Annotated in this window: 1 protein-coding gene; it reads right to left on the bottom strand. The window is 74.6% G+C overall.

Going from position 1 to position 22,193, the window contains the following annotated elements; translation table 11 throughout:
- Positions 1–8: 8 nt before the first annotated feature.
- The gene (locus tag LNW73_RS34260; protein WP_250992708.1) at positions 9–21,929 is read right to left on the bottom strand and encodes a non-ribosomal peptide synthase/polyketide synthase; all 21,921 of its coding nucleotides are present in this window, start codon (positions 21,927–21,929) and stop codon (positions 9–11) included.
- Between the last annotated feature and the right edge of the window lie 264 nt (positions 21,930–22,193).

The following is a 22,193-nucleotide window of genomic DNA, read 5'->3' as shown; positions in this document are numbered from 1 at the left end:
CGGGGGTGTCAGGGGCGCGGCCGGCCGGCGCGGGCCACCAGGGACTCCAGCGCCCGGAACCAGGTCCGCGCCAGGTCCTGGACCGCCTCCTCCGTCAGCAGCTCGGCGGCGAAGGCCCAGTGGGCGCCCAGCTCCGGGCCGCCGGGGCGGTCCTCGGTCAGGGCGTTGAGGGTCAGGGCGTGCGACATCGGCATGCCCGGGTCGGCGTCGAGGTCCGCCGCGTCGGACTCCTCCGCATAGGACCAGTCCGCGGCCTCGGGGTGGTCGAAGCGGCCCATGTAGTTGAACTCGATCTGCGGCTCGTCCAGCCGGGCCAGCTCCGGGCCGGTCAGCGGGTTCAGGTGGCGCAGCAGCCCGTGGCCGATGCCCGCCGTGGGCGGTGCGGCCAGCTGCCGTCCGATCCGGGCCAGCGCGGTGTCCAGGGCCGGGCCGCCCGCGAAGGCGTCGGCCAGGTCGATCGTGCCCGGGTCGAGGCGGACCGGGACGACGCTGGTGAACCAGCCGACCGTACGGGACAGATCGGCGTTGCCCGCCAGTTCCTCCTCCCGGCCGTGGCCCTCCAGGTCCACCAGCACCGCGTTGCCCGTCGCCGCCCCCAGCACCCGGACCCGCCAGTCGGCGACGGCCAGCGCGAAGGCGGTCAGCAGCACGTCGTTGACGGTCGCGCCGAAGGCCGCGGGGACCCGGCTCAGCAGTGGGGCCGTGACCTCGGCGGGCAGCGTCAGGGACAGATAGCGGGTCGTCTCGACGGTGTCCCGGCCGGCGTCCAGCGGCCGGGCCAGCGGCAGCGTGGCGCCGTCCGCCAGCACCGAGGTCCACAGCGGGAGTTCGTCCTCGGTGGCGGGGTCGGTGGCCCGCGCCGCCAGCAGCGTCGACCAGCGGCGGAACGACATGTCGACCGGGGCCGGCCGCGGGCTCTCGCCCGCCGCGACCGCCTGCCAGGCGGCGGCCAGGTCCGGCAGCAGGATGCGCCACGACACGCCGTCGATCACCAGGTGGTGAACGATCAGCAGCAGCCGGCCGGGCCGGCCGGGGCCCGCGTCGAACCACACCGCCCGCACCATGGCGCCGCTGTCCGGGTCCAGCCAGGACCGGGCGGCCTCGGCGTGCTCGGCGATCGCCGCGCGCAGCGCCGGGTCGTCCGCGCCGGTCACGTCGGCCCGGAGCAGCCACGAGGCCACGTCGACCGAGCCCGGTGCCGGCACCCGCAGGGCCCACTCCTCACCGCCCGACCCGGCCGAGCAGGGCTCGGTCTGGGTGCGTTCGAGGCGGGCGCGCAGCATGTCGTGCCGGTCGGCGAGCGCCCGCAGCACGGCCAGCAGCCCGGCTTCGTCCAGCGCCGCCGGGGTCTGCAGCAGGGCGGCCTGGTGGTATCCCCAGATGGGGCCGCCGCGTTCGCGCAGCGCGTGCATGATCGGGGTGAGCGGGACGCTGCCGGTGCCGTCGTCGTGCGCGGGGGCCGACCCGGCCGGGTCCAGCGGGACGGCGACGGCGGCCAGGGCGCCGGCCTCGCGGTGCTGGAAGACCTGCCGCGGGGTGATCCGCAGGCCCGCCGCGCGGGCCCGGCCGACCAACTGCATGGCGACGATGCTGTCGCCGCCGAGGGCGAAGAAGTCGTCATCGGTGCCGACGGCTTCGACGGGGAGGCCCAGCACTTCCGCGTAGACCGCGCACAGCACCCGCTCGGCGCCGGTCGCGGGGCGGCGGCCGCCGGTCGTGGCGGTGAAGTCCGGGACGGGCAGCGCCGTGCGGTTCAGCTTGCCGTTGGACAGCAGCGGCAGCCGGTCCAGGACGACCACGGCGGCCGGCACCATGTACTCCGGCAGCAGACCCGCCACATGGGCGCGCAGGGCGGCCGGATCGGCGACCGCGCCCTCGGTGAGGACGGCGTAGCCGACCAGCTGCTTGATCCTCGGCCGGTCCTCACGGGCGGTGACCACGACCTGGGCGACGGCTTCATGGGAGTCCAGCGCCGCCTCGATCTCGGCCAGTTCGACCCGGTAGCCGCGGATCTTGACCTGGTCGTCGGAGCGTCCCGCGAACTCCAGCTGACCGTCCTCGGTCCACCGGGCCAGGTCGCCGGTGCGGTACATGCGGGCGCCCGGGGGGCCGAACGGATCGGCCACGAAGCGCTCCGCCGTCAGATCCGGACGGCCGAGGTACCCGCGCGCCAGGCCCGCGCCCGACAGGTACAGCTCGCCGGTGACGCCGGGCGGGACCGGGCGCAGCGCCGCGTCCAGGACGTAGGCCCGGGTGTTGTGCACCGGCCGGCCGACGACCGGGCGCTCGCTGTCGCGGACCCGACCGACGAGGGCGTCGACGGTGGTCTCGGTGGGCCCGTACAGGTTGAACGCCTCGGTGGAGCCCAGGGCGCGCAGCTCGGACCAGAGCGAATCCGGCACGGCCTCGCCGCCGACCCCGACCACCGCCAGCGGGCAGGAGCCGTCCCGGATCAGGCCGCTGGCGGCCATCTGCGCCAGGAAAGAAGGGGTGACCTCGATGAAGTCCAGCTCCTGGTCATGGATGAGGGCAGCGAGCAGCTCGGGGTCCCGGCGCGTCTCGTCGTCCACGACGTGCAGGGCGTGCCCGTCCATCAGCCACAGTTGCGGCTGCCAGGAGGCGTCGAAGGAGAACGACCAGGCGTGACCGACCCGCAGGTGCCGGCGGCCGGTCAGTTCCCTGGCACGGTCGTGCAGGTCGCGGCGGTGGCTGTGGAAGAGGTTGGCGATGCCGCGGTGGGTGACCACCACGCCCTTGGGCCGCCCGGTCGAGCCTGAGGTGTAGATGACATACGCCGGGTGGTCGGGAGACGGTGCCCGCGGTGCGGCCTGCGGCAGGTCGTACGCGTCGTCCATCAGCAGCCGCGGGACGTCGGATGCCGGGAGGGCCGCGGCCAGGTCCGCGGTGGTGAGGATCAGGCACGGGCGGGCGTCCGTGAGCATGTCGAGCAGCCGCTCGGCGGGCAGCGCGGCGTCGAGCGGCAGATAGGCCGCGCCCGATTTCAACACCGCCAGGATCGCGGTGATGTGGTCGGCGGTACGCGGCAGGGCGAGCGCCACGATCCGCTCCGGGCCGGCACCGTGCGCGGCCAGCACTCCGGCCAGCCGGTCGGCCCGCTCGTTCAGCTGGGCGAAGGTCCGGCTGACGGTCGCGTCGGTGACGGCGACGGCTTCAGGGGTGGCCGCGGCCTGGGCCTCGAACAGCGCCGGCACGGTCGCGGGGCCGCCCGGAGGAGCGGGCAGGACCCGGTCGTTCCAGGTGTCCAGGATGGTGTGCCGGTCGGCGGCGGAGAGGATGTCGAGCCGCCCGACGGGTCGTTCGGGGGCGGCCGTCATCGCCTCGAAGAGGGTGACCATCGACGCCGCCATGCGTCCGGCGGTCGCGGCGGGGATCAGGTCGGGCCGGAACTCGGCGGTCAGTCGAAGCCGTTCGGCGGGCTCCACGGCCCAGGCGAAGGGGTAGTGGGTGGAGTCCTCGTGGTCCCGGACGGTCGGCCGCAGCCCGCTCGTGTCCTCGTCGTCCTCGACCGGGTACGACTCGAACACCACCAGGGTGTCGAAGAGTTCACCGAGTCCGGCGCCCCGCTGGATGTCGGACAGGCCCAGGTACTGGTGGTCGAGGAGCCGGGACTGCTCCTCCTGGAGCCGGTCCAGGAACGCGGCCACCGGCTCGTCGTCGCGCAGCCGGACCCGGACCGGCACGGTGTTGATGAACAGGCCGATCATCGACTCGACCCCGTCGAGCTCCGGCGGCCGCCCGGCCACCGTCGCGCCGAACACCACGTCGTCACGCCCGGTCAGCCGCGACAGCAGGATGCCCCAGGCGCCCTGTACCAGGGTGTTGACGGTCAGGCCGTGGCGCCGGGCGAGCGCGGTGAGCGCGGTGGTCAGGCCGGCATCCAATGCGACGGTGTGGGTGCGTGGCACGACCGGGACCCGGTTGGGGTCGGACGCGACGAGGTGGGTCGGCGCGTCCAGCCCGTCCAGCGCGGCGGCCCATGCGGCGGCGGACGCGGTGGTGTCCTGCCGGGACAGCCAACGCAGATGCTCGCGGTAGGGAACGGGAGCGGGCAGCGGGGTCCGGCCGTCGTAGAGTTGGGTCAGCTCGGCCATCAGACGCGGCACCGACCAGCCGTCCAGCAGCAGATGCTGGTGGGAGAGCACCAGCCGGTGCCGGTCGGCGGCCAGCCGCACCAACAGCAGCCGCAGCAGCGGCGGCTCGGCGGGATCGAACCGGCGCCGCTCCTGGAGCAGCAGCCGCTCCCAGGCGGCCTCGGATGCGGTCCCGGTCCCGACGTCCGTCAGATCCAGCTGCCGCCAGGGCAGCGGCACCGTCCGCGGCACCACCGCCACCGGGCGTCCGCTGGACAGGTAGCGGAAGCCGGAGCGCAGGCTGTCGTGCCGGTCGAGCACCTGCTGCCCGGCGGCCCGCAGTCGTTCGGCGTCGACCGCTCCTTCGATGTCGTACGACACCTGGACGGTGTAGACGTCCGGTCCTTCCGATCCGGCGTCGAAGGTCGCGTGGAAGAGCAGCCCGGCCTGCAGCGGTGACAGCGGCAGGAGTTCGGCGGCGCCGGTGGAGCCCAGTTCGGCGCGTTCCTCCGCCGTCAGGTCCAGCAGCTCGTTCCGTGCGCCGTGGGCGTCGTGCCGCACGGTGTCCACGGCCGCGGCGGACAGCCCGGCGGCCGTCTTGTGCCGGAACACGTCCCGGGGAGTGATCGTCAGGCCCGCCGCGCGGACCCTGCCGACCAGTTGCATGGCGACGATGCTGTCGCCGCCGAGGGTGAAGAAGTCGTCGTCGGGACCGACGCGGTCGAGTCCGAGGGCAGCGGCGATCAGGTCGCACAGCACCTTCTCGCGCGGTGTGCGCGGCTCGGTCGCCGTCACCTGGCCGGCGAAGTCGGGTGCCGGCAGCGCCCGGCGGTCCAGCTTGCCGTTCGGGGTGAGCGGCAGGGCGTCCAGGGTGACGAAGGCCGCCGGGACCAGGTGCGCGGGCAGCGCGGCCGCGGTGTGGGCGCGCAGTTCGGCGGGCTCGACCGTGCGGCCGGGGGCCGCGATCACGTACGCCACCAGCTGCTGGTCCCGCAGCACGACGGCCGCGTGACCGACGCCCGGATGCCGGGACAGGACGGTCTCGATCTCGCCGGGCTCGACGCGGAAGCCGCGCAGTTTGACCTGGTCGTCCACCCGGCCCAGGTACTCGAGCTCCCCGTCCCGCGTCCAGCGTGCCAGGTCGCCGGTGCGGTACATGCGGCCGCCCGCCGGGCCGTACGGGTCGGCGGTGAAGCGCTCGGCGGTCGGTGCGGGCCGGCCGAGGTAGCCCCGGGCCAGCTGGACACCGGCCAGGTACAGCTCACCCGGCACACCCGGCGGCACCGGGCGCAGCCCGGCGTCCAGCACGTAGGTCCTGGTGTTCCACACCGGGCGGCCGATCGGCACGACCGTCGCGCCGGGGGCCACCTGGTGGGCGGTGACGTCGACGGACGCCTCGGTGGGGCCGTACAGGTTGTGCAACTCCGCCCCTGCCAGGACGTGGTGGCACCGGGCGGCCAGCGGCGCGGGCAGTGCCTCGCCGCTGCACAGCACCCGTCGCAGGGTCGTGCAGCCGGCCGCCGACGGTTCGTCCAGGAACGCCTGGAGCATCGACGGTACGAAGTGCGCGGTGGTGATCGCGCGCCGCTGGACGAGATCCGCGAGGTAGGCCGGGTCCTGGTGGCCGCCGGGCCGGGCGAGGACCAGCGTCGCGCCGGTGATCAGCGGCCAGAAGAACTCCCACACCGACACGTCGAAGCTCGACGGGGTCTTCTGCAGCACCCGGTCGGCGGGCGTCAGCGCGTACCGCGCCTGCATCCACGCCAGCCGGTTCGCGATCCCCGCGTGCGGCACGACGACGCCCTTGGGACGGCCGGTGGAACCGGAGGTGTAGATCACGTACGCCGGGTGGCGCGGATCGTACGCCGTGGGCAACGGGCCCTCGGGGCCGGCGGGCGTCGTTCCGTCGTCGGCGACGAGCAGGAACGGCGCTGCGGAGTCGGGCAGTTCGACGCCCGGCGCGGTGACGACGCACACCGGGTGGGCGTCCGCCAGCATGAGCGCCAGCCGCGCCGCCGGGTAGTCGGTGTCCAGCGGCAGGTACGCGCCACCGGCCCGGTGGACCGCCAGCAGCGTGACCACCAGGGCCACCGAACGGGGCAGGGCGACGGCGACCGTGCTCTCCGGCCCGACCCCCGCCCCGGCCAGGGCGTGCGCCAACCGCTCGACCCGGTCGTCGAGTTCGGCGTACGTCAGGGCGGTGTCGTCCAGGACCAGCGCGGTCGCCGACGGTGTGCGCGCGACCTGGGCCCGGAACAGCTCCGGCAGGGTCAGGGCGGGCACCTCGTGGTCGGTGTCGTTCCAGCCGGTGACGACGCGGGCGCGCTCCTGCTCACCGAGCACGTCCAGCAGCGACACCCGGCGCTCCGGCTCGGCCGCCACCTGCTCCAGCAGGCTCTCCAGCCGCCGCGCCAGCAGTTCGGCGGTCTGCCGGTCGAACAGGTCGGCGCTGTAATCGATCCAGCCCTGGATGCCCTGGCCCTCGCCGCGCTCGATGAAGTCGAAGCTGAGGTCGAACTTGGCGGTCGGCCCGCCGACCGGCTCCGCCCGGACGGACAGCCCCGGCAGGTCGGGGACGCCGCCGCGCCCGGCGAGATGGACCACCATGACCTGGAACAGCGGGTGCCGGGCCAGCGAGCGCTCCGGGTTGAGCGCCTCGACCAGCCGCTCGAAGGGCAGGTCCTGGTGTTCGTACGCGGCCAGGTCGGTCTCCCGGACCCGGCGCAGCAGTGCGGTGAACTCCGGATCGCCCGAGAGGTCGGTGCGCAGGACGAGGGAGTTGACGAAGAAGCCGACGAGCTCCTCGAGCGCCTCGTCGCCGCGCCCGGAGACCGGTGCGCCGAGCGGGATGTCGTCGCCCGCGCCGAGCCGGTGCAGCAGTGCCGCCACGGCCGCCTGGGCGACCATGAACATGCTGGCGCCCTCGCGTCGGGCCAGTTCCCGCAGTCCGCGCTCCAGCTCGGGCGGCACGGTGAAGCCGACGGTGCCGCCGCGGTGGCTGGACTCCGCGGGCCGTGGCCGGTCGGTGGGCAGCGCGAGTTCCGCGGGCAGCGAGCGCAGTGCCTCGGTCCAGTACCCGAGCAGGCTCTCGCCGGTGTCGTCCAGCAGCTCGCGCTGCCAGGTCGTGTAGTCGCCGTAGCCGACCGGCAGCGGTGCCCGGTCGGGGGCGCGGCCCGCGGTGCGCGCGGCGTAGGCGGCGCTCAGGTCGGCGAGCAGCGGCCGGTCGGACCACTCGTCCGTGGCGATGTGGTGCAGCAGGAACAGCAGCACGTGCTCGTCGGGACCGGTCTCGAACAGCGTGACCCGCACGGGGAGTTCGTGCTCCAGGTCGAAGTGGTGCGCGGCGGCCCGCGCGAGTCGCTCGTACGGCTCGCTCGCGATGACGACGCGCGCCTGCGCGGGATCCAGCACCCGCTGGTAGGGCACGCCGTCCTCGGCGGGGAAGACCGTACGCAGCGGGGCGTGCCGGGCGACGACGTCGTTGACGGCCGCCTCCAGTGCGGCCCGGTCGAGCGGACCGGTCAGCCGCCAGGCGGCGGGGATGTTGTAGGCCGGGTCCGGGCCGTCCACCTGGTGCAGCAGCCACAGCCGCTGCTGGGCGAAGGACAGCGGCAGCCGCGTTGGGCAGGCCCGCCCCGCGGTCAGCGCCGGGCGGGCGGTGCCGCGGGACGTGTCGAGGCGGGCGGTGAGCCGGGCCACGGTGGGCGCGTCGAAGACCGCGCGCAGCGACACCTCGGCGTCCAGCACCCTGCGGATCCGGCTGACCAGGCGCATCGCCAGCAGCGAGTGGCCGCCCAGCGCGAAGAAGTCGTCGTCGACGCCGACCCGGTCGACGCCCAGCACCGCCGCGAACTGCTCGCAGAGCAGTTCCTCACGGGGGTTGCGCGGCAGCCGCCCGCCGGCCGCGGCCGACAGGTCGGGGGCGGGCAGCGCTGCGTGGTCGAGCTTGCCGTTGATCGTGCGCGGCAGCGCGTCCAGGGTGACGAAGGCGGCGGGCACCATGTGCTCGGGAAGCGACGCCTCGACGTGGGCGCGCAGCGCCGACCGGCCGGGCTCGCGGCCGGGCGCGGGCACCACGTACGCGACGAGCCGCCGTACGCCGGGCACGTCTTCGCGGACGACGACGGCCGCCGCGGAGACGTCCGGGTGCGCGCTGACGACGGACTCGATCTCGCCCGGCTCGATCCGGAAGCCGCGCAGCTTGACCTGGTCGTCGGCCCGGCCCAGGAAGGCGAGGGTGCCGTCCGGGGCGCGGCGCACCAGGTCGCCGGTGCGGTACATCCGCTCGCCGGGCCCGTCGTACGGGCCGGCCACGAAGCGGCCGGCCGTCAGGGCCGGGCGGTTGAGGTAACCGCGGGCCAGCCCCTCGCCCGCGAGGTACAGCTCGCCGGGCACGTTGACGGGGACCGGCCGCAGCCGGTCGTCCAGTACATGGGCGCGGATGTTGTCGAGGGGGGCGGCCCACTGCTCGGACCCGGCGCCGGCGCTGTGCCAGCCGTACGCGTCGACCGCGCACTCGGTGGGCCCGTACAGGTCGTGGACGGCCGTGCCGGGCAGCGCGGTCAGCTGCCGCCACAGGGCGTCCGGGGTGGCCTCGCCACCGACGGCGAGCACCGCGGGTATGACGCTGCCCGGGGCGAGGAAGCCGTGGTGCAGCAGTTCGCGCAGATAGGTCGGGGTGAGGTCGACGAAGTCGATCCGCCGTTCGGCGAGTTGGGCGAGCAGGGCGGCCGGGTCCAGGACGGTGGCCTCGTCGAGCACGTGCACCTCGTGGCCGGCCAGCAGCCACAGCAGCGGTTCCCAGGAGCCGTCGAAGTTGAACGAGGCCGCGTGCACCGCCCGCAGCACGTCCCGTCCGGTGTCCCGCACGGCCGGTTCGATCAGGTCGCGCAGTTGCGCGGCGAACAGGTTGCCCAGCCCGCGGTGGGTGCCGACGACGCCCTTGGGGGTGCCGGTGGAGCCCGACGTGTAGATCGTGTACGCGGCCGCGTCCGGAGCGTACGTCCGCGACGCGGTGTACGGGGCGGCGGGCAGCGGGCCGTCCAGCAGCAGCGTCGCCACGCCGGGGACGACGGGCAGCCGCTCCGCCGGTGCGGCGGTGGTCAGCACGCACCGGGGTCGCGCGTCACCGAGCAGGAACTCCAGCCGGTGGGCGGGCTGGTCCGGGTCCAGCGGCAGGTAGGCGGCGCCGGCGGCGAGCACGCCGAGGATGGCGGGCACCATCTCGTGCCGGGGCAGCGCCAGTCCCACCACGGTGCCGTCCGTGGCGCCGTGCCGGCGCAGCAGCGCTGCGACGGCCCCGATCCGGGCGGCCAGTTCGGTGAAGGTCAGCGAGCCGGCGGCGGTGACCAGCGCGGTCCGGCCGGGATGTGCCCGGACGACGTCCGCGAACAGCTGGGGCACGGCCCGGGTCTCGACGGGGTGGGCGGTGTCGTTCCAGACACCGGCGGCGGCCGCACGCTCGGCGGGCGTCAGCACGTCGAGGTCGGCGAGCGGCCGGTCGGGGTTGGCGGCCGCCTGCCGGAGCAGCAGCACCAGCCGCTCTGCCAGCAGGTCGGCGGTGCCCGGGTCGGCCCGCTCGGCGGCGTACTCCAGCAGCAGCGTGATCCGGCCGTCCACCTCGCCCGCGTCGACGAAGGTGAAGTCGAGATCGAACTTCGCCGTCCCGGTGTCCATCTCGTACCACTCGGTCGGCAGGCCCAGCAGGTCCGCGTCGCCGTCCGGGCGGTAGTGGTAGCCGAGCATCACCTGGAACAGCGGGTTGCGGCCCGCCACGCGGCCCGGGTTGACCGCTTCCACGACCCGGTCGAAGGGCAGGTCCTGGTGCTCGAAGGCGGCCAGCGCCGACTCCCTGACCCGGCCCAGCAGGTCCCGGAACGTCAGACCGTCGCCGGACAGGTCGGTGCGCAGCACCAGCGTGTTGACGAAGAAGCCGACCATGTCGTCGAGACCGCTGTCGGTGCGGCCCGCGATCGGCGCGCCCAGCGGGATGTCGTCGCCGGCGCCCATCCGGTGCAGCAGCGCTGCGGTGGCCGCCTGCAGCAGCATGAACATGCTGGTGCCGCTCTGCCCGGACAGCTCGCGCAGCGCCCGTCCGGTGCCGGCCGGCACCTCACGGCGGACGGTGCCGCCGCGCCCGGTCGGCTCGGCGGGGCGCGGCCGGTCGAGCGGCAGCGCCAGCTCCTCCGGCAGGTCGCGCAGCGCCTCGGTCCAGTAGGCGAGTTGGGCCTCACCGGTCCGGTCGAGCAGGCGCTCCTGCCACAGCGTGTAGTCGGCGTACTGCACCGGCAGCGGCGTCCACCCGGGCGCCCCGCCCGCCGCCCGCGCCCGGTAGGCGGTGTTCAGGTCGGCCAGGAACGGCCGGTCGGACCACTCGTCGGTGGTGATGTGGTGCAGCACGACGGCCACTACATGGTCCTGGGGCGCGACATGGAACACCTCGGCCCGCAGCGGCAGTTCCCGTGACAGGTCGAAGGGGCGGCGCTGTGCCGTCTCGATGAGCGCGGGCAGCTCGTCCGGCCGGCAGTCGGTCTCGGCGAACGCCGGCGCGGCTTCGCCGGCCGGCAGCACCCGCTGATAGGGCTCGCCCTCGTGCTCCGCGAAGACGGTCCGCAGCGCCTCGTGCCGCCCGGCCACGTCGCGCAGCGCCGCCCGCAGTGCGGCGGTGTCCAGTTCCCCGCGCAGCCGGAAGACCAGCGGAAAGTTGTAGGCGACGCCGCCTCCGGTGATCCGCTCGACCAGCCACAGCCGCCGCTGCGCGGCCGACAGCGGAATCCGCTCGGGCCGCTCCGCGACCGCGGTGACCGCCGGGCGGACCGGCCGGCCCGTGTCCGCTCGGCCCGCGAGCAGCGCGGGCGTCGGGGCCTCGAAGAGGTCCCGGATGGCCAGTTCCGCACCCAGTTCGGTCCTGGCCCGGCTGACCAGCCGGGTGGCGAGCAGCGAGTGGCCGCCCAGGTCGAAGAAGTTGTCCTCGGCGCCGACCCCGGGCAGTGCGAGCACCTCGGCGAACAGCCGGCACAGCACCTGCTCCTGCGGGGTGCGCGGACCACGGCCGCCGCCCAGCGCGACGGCCGGCTCCGCGTCGGGCAGCGCCCGGACGTCCAGCTTGCCGTTGTCGTTCATCGGCAGGTGGTCGAGGGTGACGAACGCGGCCGGGACCATGTAGTCGGGCAGCTGCCGCTTCAGGTGCTCCCGCAGCCGCCGGACCAGGCCGCTCGCGTCCCGTGCGGCGGTGGGGTTGTTGGCGTACGGCGCGGTGCCGCCGCCGGGGACGTAGAGCCCGGCGGTCACCCGGATCTCACCCGTGGCGAGGAAGACGGCGTCGTAGCCGCCCGCGTCGCCGGACCAGGTGGTCAGGACGCGATAGCCCAGTTCGGCGGCCAGGTCGTGCAGCGTCTCGGGGTCCACGGCGTCCGGGCCGAGCCGGCCGTCGGGCACACCGGTCACCCGCAGCCGCTCGGGGCGGCCGGAGCGCAGCAGGGCCGCCAGGTCGAGGGCCGGCTCCCAGCGGGCGGCGGGCTCGTCACCCAAGGACACGTCCGCGGCGTCCCGGTACAGCACGGCGTCGTAGCGGTGCCGGGTCAGCTCGTTGTGGTGCCGGCCGCGTTTGGTGCGGAGGTCCACCCCGTAGCCGAGCGTCGTGAAGTAGTCCGGGTCCAGCAGGAGTTCCTTCTCCAGCCGCAGCCCGCGCTCGACGGCCCGTTCGAGCCCGGCCGCGCCGGTGCCGCGGGCGTGCTGGATCTCGGTGTGGAACACGCGGGCGCGCCGCAGGTTGCGCACGTCTCCGACGAACAGCGCGCCGCCGGGTGCCAGCAGGTCCATGGCGCCGTGGATGACGGCCGTGAGGTAGTCGGCGCTGGGGAAGTACTGGACGACGGAGTTGACGACGATCGTGTCGAAGAATCCGGCGGGCAGGTCCCGCAGGTCGTCGGCGGGGCGGCAGCGCAGTTCCACCTTCGCGGCCAGTTCCGGGTCGCGGCGCAGTTCCTCGCCGATCTTGCGGATGACGGGCGCGGCGAAGTCGGTGGCCCAGTACGCCTCGGCGTCCGGGGCCAGCCGCGAGAGCAGCAGCCCGGAGCCGACGCCGATCTCCAGGATGCGGCGCGGTCGCAGTTCGCGGATCCGCGCGACGGTGGCCTCGCGCCACTCGTGCATGTGGTCGAAGGGCAGCGGCTGTCCGTCGTAGGAGCTGTCCCAGCCGGCGTACTCCTCCGTGAAGACCGCGGTGCTGATCTCCTCGTACTCGTCGGAGTAGATCTCCTGCCACTCGCCGACCTGCGCGCGCTCCGCCGACTCCCGTTCCTCGTCGCTGAGCCGCGCGGGCACGACATAGCCGACGAGCCGGTCGTCCCGTACGGTCACCGCCGCCTGGGCGACCTGGGGGTGGCGGCTGAGCTCGGTCTCGATCTCGCCCAGCTCGACGCGGTAGCCGCGGATCTTGACCTGGTCGTCGGTCCGGCCGAGGAAGTCCAGGTTCCCTCCCTCGGACTCCTGCCGGGACCCCGAGCGGCGGCGCACCAGGTCCCCGGTGCGGTACATCCGTTCGCCGGGCAGCCCGAAGGGGTCGGCCACGAACCGCTCCGCGGTCAGGCCCGGCCGCTCCAGGTAGCCGCGGGCCAGCCCGATGCCCGCGATGTACAGCTCGCCGGGCACGCCGTCGGGCACCGGGCGCAGCCAGGCGTCGAGGATGTGGGCGCGGGTGCCGCGGATGGGGCGGCCGACGGTCGGGGTGGCGCTGTCGTGGGTGCCGCCGCCGAGAGTGTTGATGGTGTATTCGGTGGGGCCGTACAGGTTGTAGCCGTAGGTGCCTTCGGTGTCGCGCAGCCGCGACCAGACGGTCTGCGGGACGGCCTCGCCGCCGAGCAGCACCAGCGGCGGGACATGGCCCTCCAGCAGCCCCTCCTCGATGAGCAGCCGGGCGTAGGTCGGGGTGACGTTGACGACGTCGATCCGGTGGTCCTCGCAGTACGCCACCAGCGCCTGCGCGTCCCGCCGCAACTCCTCGTCGCACACGTGCACTTCATGGCCCTCGACGAGCCAGAGCAGCTCCTCCCAGGACATGTCGAAGGCGAAGGAGACCGTGTGCGCGATCCGCAGCCGGCGTCCGCCGGCCGCGGCGATGGCCGGTTCGAAGATCTCCTTCTGGTGGTTGAGCTGCATGTTGGTCAGGCCGCGGTAGGGGGTGACGACCCCCTTGGGACGGCCGGTGGAGCCCGAGGTGTAGATGACGTAGGCCGGGTGTTCCAGGCTGAAGCGCTCGGTGACGCTCGCTCCGGACAGCGCGGCCAGCGCGTCGGCGGTGGCCGGGTCGTCCAGCAGGACGCGCGGCAGGTCGCCGGACAGAGTCGCGGAGACCGCGCGGGTGGTGAGCAGCAGCAGCGGGCCGGCGTCCACGAGCATCAGCGCGAGGCGGTCGGCGGGGTGGTCCAGTTCCAGTGGCAGGTAGGCGGCGCCGGTGCGGAGCACGGCGAACAGCGCGACCACCATGTCGATGGAGCGCGGCAGCCCGAGGGCCACGATCCGCTCGGGGCCCGCACCGCGGTCCAGCAGCAGCCGGGCCGTCCGGTTCACCGCGGCATCGAGTTCGGCGTACGTCATGCTCCGGTCGCCGAAGACCAGGGCGGTCGTGTCCGGGGTGCGGGCGGCCTGGGCGGCGAGCAGGTCGGCGACGGTCTCCTGCGGGTCGGGCACCCGGCTGCCGGCCCACTCGCTCTCCAGCGCGGCCCGCTCGCCGGGCAGCAGCGGATCCAGCCCGCCGACCGGCGCGGTCAGGTCCCCGGCCAGCCGCTCCAGCAGCAGCGTGAACCGGTCGAGCAGCGTGCGGGCCGTGGCACCGTCGACGACGTCGGGCCGGTGGGCGAGGGTGACGGTGATCCGCCGGCCCGGGGTGACGATCAGGTTCACCGGGTAGTGGGTGGCGTCGACGTTGGCGACGGCGGTGGCGCCGTGCCGCTCCCGCAGCCGTTCGAGACGTTCCTCGGTGTCGTTGTTGCGCAGCACGAACAGCGTGTCGAACAACCGGCGGTGGCCGGTCTCGGCCTGCAGCACGCCCAGCCCCAGGTACTCGTACGGCATCAGGGCCAGCCGCTCGCCCTGGATGCGGCGCAGCAGGCCCAGCACCGGTTCCGCCGGGTCGTAGGCGATGCGGGCGGGCACGGTGTTGAGGAACATGCCGATGACGTTCTCGACGTCCGGCACCTGGCTGGGCCGGCCGGCCACGGTGGTGCCGAACACGACGTCGGTGCGGCCGGTCGCGGCGGCCAGGGTCAGGCCCCAGGCGGCATTGAGCAGTGTGTTCAGGGTCAGGCCGTGGCCGCGCGCGGTGGCGCGCAGCCGGCCGGTCAGCTCCTCGGGCAGCCGGGTGTCCAGGTGCTGCGGCACGACCGGCTCCAGGGCGCGGTCGGCGGCGGCCGGCACGAGCAGGGTGGGCTCGTCGAGCCCGGCCAGGGCGCCCCGCCAGGCGGCCGTGGCGGCGGTGTCGTCCTGGGCGTCCAGCCAGCTCAGGTAGTCACGGTAGGAGCCGGGACGGGGCAGCCCGGCGGCGTCGCCGTCCGACGCGTACAGCGCGAAGAGCTCGTCGAGGAACAGCCAGGCGGACCAGCCGTCCCACAGGATCAGATGGCGGCCGATGACCAGCCGGTCGCCGCGCCCGGCACCCCGGCGCACCAGCAGCATCCGCAGCAGCGGAGGCGTCGCCAGGTCGAACCGGCGGGTCCGCTCGGCCTCCATCAACTCCGTGATCCGCACGTCCTGTTCGGCGGCGGGCAGCCCCGACAGGTCCGCCTCCTCCAGCGGGATCGGCGGGTCCTGGACGATGAACTGGACCGGCTGGCGCAGCCCGTCGCTGGTGAACCCGGCCCGCAGGCTGGGGTTGCGGGCCAGCAGCACCCGGGCGGCGCGGCGCAGCCGGTCGGCGTCCACCGGTTCGGCGAGGTCGAAGGACTCGTGGACGGTGTAGACGTCCAGTGCGCCGTCGTCGTACGTGGAGTGGAAGAACAGGCCTTCCTGGAGCGGGGCCAGCGGCCAGACGTCCGCCACGGCGCCGGTTCCGGCGAGCCTCCGGACGTGCGCCGTCTCCTCGTCGCTGAGCACGAAGGAGGGGGCGGCCGGCCCGGTCCGCGTCCCGGCCGGGACGCCAGCGGCGGCGGCCGCGGCGAGAGCCGCGGGAGTCCGGTGCTCGAACACATCGCGCGGGTCCAGCTCCAGACCCGCCGCGCGCGCCCGGCTGGAGACGCTGATCGAGCTGATGCTGTCACCGCCGAGCAGGAAGAAGTCGTCGTCGGGGCCCGCCTCGTCGAGGCCCAGCACGGCGCCGAAGATCTCGGTGAGCTGCTGTTCCGGCCCGGTGCGCGGCGCACGCGCGGCGGCCCGCTCCACCTCGGGCGCGGGCAGCGCGGCCCGGTCCAGCTTGCCGCTCGGCGTCAGCAGCAGTGCGTCCAGGACCACGAAGGCGTCCGGTACCAGCGGTGCGGGCAGGACGTCCGCCAGCGCCGCGCGCAGCGCGGCCGGCTCCGGCCGCTCGCCGTCCGCGGCGGGCACGACGTACGCGACCAGCCGTTGCTCGCGGACGGTCACCGCCGCCTGGGCGACGGACGGTTCCGCCACCAGCGCGGCCTCGACCTCGCCCGGCTCGATGCGGTTGCCGCGCAGCTTGACCTGCCGGTCGGTGCGGCCCAGGTACTCCACCGCCCCGTCCGCGCGATACCGCACCAGGTCACCGGTGCGGTACATCCGCGTGCCGGGGGCGCCGTACGGGTCGGCCACAAAACGTTCGGCGGTCAGCGCCGGCCGGGCGTGATACCCACGGGCCAGCTGAACGCCCGTCAGATACAGCTCGCCGGGCACCCCGGCCGGCACCGCACGCAGGCAACCGTCCAGCACCCGCAGCCCGGTGTTCCACACCGGACGGCCGATGGGAACGGTAGCGCCGGGCTCACCGTCGTACACGTGGTGGGTGACGTCCACAGCCGCCTCGGTCGGGCCGTACAGGTTGTGCAGCGGCACACCGGTCAGCGCCCGCCAGCGGGCGGCGGCCGACCCCGGCAGCGCCTCGCCGCTGCTGAACGCCCGGCGCAGGCTCGCGGCCCAGGCCGGGTCGGCGGTCACCTCGCCGGCCCGCAGGAACGCCTCCAGCATCGACGGCACGAAGTGCATCGTGGTGCCGGCCTGTTCGCGGATCAGGCCCGCCAGATACGCCGGGTCGCGATGTCCGTCCGGCTTCGCCAGGACGACCGCCGCGCCCTCGCACAGCGGCCAGAAGAACTCCCAGACGCTCACGTCGAAGCTGGACGGTGTCTTCTGGAGCACCCGGTCGTCCGGCGTCAGCCCGTACTCGCCCTGCATCCAGGCGAGACGGTTGACGATGGCCCGGTGGGTGACCACGACGCCCTTGGGGCGGCCGGTGGAGCCGGAGGTGTAGATCAGATACGCTGGGTCGTCCGGTCCTGCGGACCGCGGCCTGACGGCGGTGGCGGCCTCCTCGGCGGCCTCCTCGTACGGCGCGTCCAGCAGCAGGACGTCGAGCCCTTCCGCGACGGGCAGGCGTGACGCGTCCGCGGTGGTGCTGACGACGGTGGCCGTGCCCGAGTCGGCGAGCATGGCGGCCACCCGGTCGGCCGGGTAGTCCAGGTCGACCGGCAGGTAGGCCGCACCGGACTTGAGGACGCCGAGCAGAGCGACCATCAGCTCCGCCGAGCGCGGCACGGCGACGGCCACGAAGCGCTCCGGGCCCGCTCCACGGGCCCGCAGCCGGCGGGCGAGGGCGTCCGCGCGGGCGTCGAGCTCCGCGTAGGACAGGGTCCGCGCGCCGTCCACGACAGCGGTGGCGTCCGGAGTGCGCGCCGCCCGTTCCTCGAAGAGGGCGCTCAGGGTGGTCTCCGGCACCGGACGTGCCGCACCGTCCAGGTGCGCGGCGGCCGACTCCTGCGGCGACAGCAGGTCGAGGGCGGCCACCGTGCGGCCGGGCTCGTCGGCGAAGGCGGTCAGCAGGAGCGTGAGCCGGTCGGCGACCGCCTGGACGGCGGCCGCGTCCAGGCGCCGGGCATGGTGCTTGAGCCGCAGGTCGAGCCGGCGGCCGGGCTTGACGATCAGGGCCAGCGGATAGTGCACGGCGTCGTGGAAGGAGTGCCCGGTGATCCGGACGGTACCTGACGGGTCGGCCAGCCCCGGTTCGGCCGGGTAGTTCTCGAAGACGACGAGAGTGTCGAAGAGTTCACCCGCGCCGGAGAGTCCCGCCAGGCGCTGCAACTCGGCGAGGCCCAGGTGCTGGTGGTCCAGCAGGGCGCTCTGCTCGTCCTGCAGGCGCTGCAGCAGCTGCGCCAGGGTGTCGGCCGGCGCCCAGCGGAAGCGGGTGGGGAGCGTGTTGATGAACAGGCCGACCATCGACTCGATGCCGTCCACGGCGGCGTCGCGCCCGGAGACCGTCGTCCCGAAGACGATGTCCTGCCGGTTCATCAACTTACCCAGCAGCAGACCCCACGCACCCTGGACAACGGTACCGAGCGTCACCCCGTGCTCCCGCGCGCGGGCCGCCAGCCGGGCCGTCGCCCGCTCGGACAGCTCGACGCGGATCTGCGCCGGTTCGATCGGGCCACCGTCGGCCGGGACCTCGACCAGCCGGGTCGGCTCGTCGAGTCCGGCGAGCGCCCCGCGCCAGGCCTCGCGGGCGGCGTCCCGGTCGGCGGCGGCGAGCCGGCGCAGATGGCCGCGGTACGGCGCGACCTCGGGAAGCGGCGTCGGCGCGTCGCCGTAACCCGCCATCAGCTCGCGGTGCAGCACCGGCAACGACCAGCCGTCCGCGATGATGTGATGGAACGTCAGCAGGAGCCGGCTGCGCTCCTCCCCCAGCCGCACCAGCGTGCAGCGCATCAGCGGCGGCCGGGCCAGGTCGAAACGGCGGGAGCGTTCGTCGGCGGCGACGGCGTCGGCCAGCGCCGGCCGCGCGCCGGTGTCCTGGGCGGACAGGTCCACCTCGCGCCAGGGCAGCTCCAGCTCCCCGGCGATGATCTGGACCGGCCGGCCGCCGGCGAGCTGCCGGAAGCAGGCGCGCAGCGGGGCATGGCGTTCCAGCAGCCGCTGGGCGGCCCGGCGCAGGGCGTCCGCGTCGACCGGCCCGGCCAGCTCGATGACCTGCTGGACGACGTAGGCGTCATGGCCGGAGCCGTCCACCAGCGCGTGGAAGAGGAACCCCTCCTGCAGCGGGCTGAGCGGCAGCAGGTCCTCGACGGTGACCGGGTGCCCGCCGGACAGGTCCGCGAGGTCGGCGCTTTCGGCGTCGGTCAGCCGCACCAGCGGCCCGTCGTCGGCGCCGTCAACCGCCGGTGCGCTGTCCACGGCGGTGTCCACGACCTGCGCCAGCGCCGCGACGGTACGGTGCCGGAACACGTCGCGGGGGGTGAGGGCCAGGCCCGCCCGGCGGGCGAGGACGAGGAACTGGATGGCGCTGATGCTGTCGCCGCCGAGGGCGAAGAAGTCGTCGTCCGCGGAGAGCGACCGCAGGCCCAGCGCCTGTGCGTAGAGCCCGCACAGCAGTTCCTCGCGGGCGTCGCGCGGGGCCCGGCCGGAGCTGAGGGCGGTGTAGTCGGGCACGGGCAGCGCGGCGGCGTCGAGTTTGCCGCTGGGCGTGACCGGCAGCCGGTCCACCGGCACGAGCACGGCGGGCACCATGTACTCGGGCAGCGACTCCGCGGCGTGCGCGCGCAGTGTCCGCATCAGTGCGGCGACATCGCGGAACGGCGCCGGACGGTTCGCGTGCGGCCGGCCCGTGCCGGGCCGGTACAGCGTCCCGAAGGGGACGTCGCCCAGGGCGAACACCGCGTCCAGGCCGCCGTCGGAGGCGGAGCCGTTCCAGGTCACGGCGCAGCGGTAACCGTGGCGCGCGGCCAGTTCGTGCAGCGCCTCGGGATCCACCCCGGTCGCCGTGGTGCTCATGCTGTGGCGGCTGCTGTCGCCGAGCGCGCCCAGCGCGGACAGGTCCTCCGCCAGCCGGGCGTTGGGCAGCGCGGTGACCCGCAGCCGGGCGGGCCGGCCGGCCGCGGCGAGCCGCGCCCCGAGCGCGTCGAGCGTGCCCAGCTCGGACCAGGTCTGCTCTGCGGTGGCCGGCCCGTCCCCGGCGGCCATGGGAGTACCGTCGCCCGCCGGCCGCAGCAGCACGTCGTACCGGTAGCGCGTCAGCTCGTTGTGGTGCGTGCCGCGCTTGACGTGGACCTCGGCGGTGAAGCCGTCCAGCGCGGCGAAGTGGTCGGGGTCGAGCAGCAGCTCGCCCTCCCACGCGACGGAGCGGTCCACCGCGGCGCGCAGTGCGTCCTTGTCATCGCCCTCGGCGGCCGTACGGCCGCTCTCGACCGCCGCGCGGAGCGTGCGCAGCAGCCGCAGGTTGCGTACGTCGCCCAGGAACAGCACGCCGCCGGGCGCCAGCAGGGCCTCGGCCCGGCGCAGTACGTCCGTCAGGTAGCCGGCACCCGGGAAGTACTGGGCGACGGAGTTGATGACGACGGTGTCGAAGAATCCCTCGGGCAGTCCGGCGGTGTCGTGGGCCGGCCGGGCCAGCAGTTCGACACGGCCGTCGAGGGAGGGCTCGGCGGCGATCTGGGTCCGCAGGGCGCGGATCGCCTCCTCGGAGACGTCGGTGCCCCAGTAGCTTTCGCAGTCCGGCGCGAGGCGGGAGAGCAGCAGGCCGCTGCCGACGCCGATCTCCAGGACACGGCGCGGGCGCAGACCGGCGATGCGGTCCACGGTGGCGCGGCGCCATTCGCGCATGTCGGCGAGCGGGATCGGCAGCCCGTCGTACATGCTGTTCCAGCCCGCGAAGTTCTCCGTGAACCCCTCGGAGCCGGCGGCGGAGTACAGCAGTTCGTGCAGGTCCTTCCACTCCGCGACCTCGGCCTCGCGGTCCAGCGCCGGGACGACGTACGCGGCCAGCCGCCGGTCGCCGGGGCGGTCCTCGCGGACGACGACGGCGGCCTGGTCGACGGCCGGATGGGAGCGCAGGACGGACTCGATCTCACCGGGCTCGACGCGGAAGCCGCGGATCTTGACCTGGTCGTCGGCCCGGCCCAGGAACTCCAGCCGTCCGTCCGCCTTCCAGCGCACGAGGTCGCCCGTGCGGTAGAGCCGTTCGCCGGGTGCCCCGAAGGGGTCCGCGACGAACCGCTCGGCGGTCAGCGCGGGCCGGCCGAGGTAGCCGCGGGCGAGCCCGGCGCCGCCGAGGTACAGCTCGCCCGGGACCCCGGCGGGCACCGGGCGCAGCCGGCCGTCCAGGACGTAGGCGCGGGTGCCGGGGTCGGGGACGCCGATGGGCACGATGCTGCCGGCCGGGGTGTCGGGGTCGCAGCGGCCGAGCGTGGAGTTGGTGGTGGCCTCGGTCGGCCCGTACGCGTTGAACATCATGCGGCCGCGCGCGAACCGCCCGACGAGTTCGGGCGAGACGCGCTCGGTGCCGGCCAGCAGGGTGGCGGCGGGCGGCAGCAGGACATCGTCGGGCAGGGCGGCGAGCAGGGCCGGCGGCAGGATCATGAAGGTGATCCCGTTGTCGTTGGCGTAGTCGGCCAGCGGTGCGCCGGGCACCCGGCGCTCGGCGGGCACGACCACGAGCCGGCCGCCGGAGAGCAGGCCCAGGCACAGGTCCCAGAACGCGACGTCGAAGCTGGGCGAGGCGAACTGCAGCACCCGGCTGTGCGGCCCGATGCCGAACCGTTCGACCTGGGTGGCGACGAGCCCCGCGACACCGGCGTGGGACAGCACAACGCCCTTGGGGCGGCCGGTCGAACCGGAGGTGTAGATCACATAGGCGGCGTTACCCGGGGACAGCCGGCCCCGCAGGTCCGGATCCCCGGCCGGGCGGCCGTCCAGCTCGGCCACGGTCGCGGGCTCGTCCAGCACGAGCAACCCGGCCGTGTCCGGCGGGAGATCGGCGGCGGCACCGGCGGTCGTGACGAGGCACACCGGGTCGGCGTCGGCGAGCATGTAGGCGATGCGGTCGGCCGGGTAGTCGGTGTCGACGGGCAGATAAGCCGCGCCCGCCTTGAGTACGGCGACCTCGGCGACGATCAGGTCGGCCGAGCGCGGCACGGCGAGGGCCACCACCCGCTCGGGGCCGGCACCGCGCGCGATCAGCGCGTGGGCCAGCCGGTTGGCGCGCTCGTCGAGTTCGGCGTACGTCAGCCGCACGTCCTCGAAGACCAGGGCGACGGCGTCGGGCCGTTCGCGGACCCGCGCGGCGAACATCCGCGGCCAGGTCGCGGCGGGCACGTCGTGCCCGGTGGCGTTCCACTCCACCAGGACGCGGTGCCGCTCCTCGTCGTCCAGCAGGGTCAGCGCGCCGACCGGCGCCCCGGGCCGCGCCATCGCGTCGGCCAGAAGCGTCGCGTAGTGGCCGAGCATGCGGTCGACCGTCGCTGCGTCGAAGAGCGCGGGCCGGTACGTGACGCGCAGGTCGTCCGCCGTCACCTCCAGCGCGAGGTCCAGCGGGCCGCCGCAGCTCTCCCAGGCGCCGGCGCCGAAGCTGGTGTTGCAGAACCGGCCGCCACCGCGGGTGGGTTCGGGAGCCAGCGCCGCGACCAGTGCGGCCAGCGGCACCCGGTGGGCGTCCGCCGCCGCGCAGGCGTCCGCGACCCGGCCGCACAGCTCGCCGAACGGCAGGTCGCCGTGGACGGCGATCCGCAGCGGCAGCCCGTGGTGGCCGACCGTGATGTCATCGGCGCCGCCCGCGTAGTGGTGCAGCAGCGCGACATACGCGGCGAGCGCCGTGACGCCGGGCGCGGCGGTGGCGAGCAGACGGGTTCGGGTCAGGACGGGTCCGTCGGCGGGACGCACCGGATAGGGGAGATCGACCGGTAGCACGGTCTCCTGGGGAAGCGGGACGAGCCGCCCGCGCCAGTACTCCGCTGCCGTCGCCGACAGTTCTCCATGATCCGCGCTTGCGTTGCCCCATGTACCCGACACCGGTGCCCGTGCCTCCCCATGATGTGCGGAAACGACTCGAGCGAGCCGCGACCGGTCGCCATATTAAGGTAAGGATTACCTAACTAGATAGCCCTCCCTCCCGGCATCCTCCGGAAACCGGGACGCTACTGTTAAGGCGTGCCTAACCTAAGGACGTTGACC

It is taken from the genome of Streptomyces sp. RKAG337 (assembly GCF_023701715.1).
In the GTDB taxonomy this organism is placed as follows: Bacteria; Actinomycetota; Actinomycetes; order Streptomycetales; family Streptomycetaceae; genus Actinacidiphila.
This window is presented reverse-complemented; position numbering and strand designations above follow the sequence as displayed.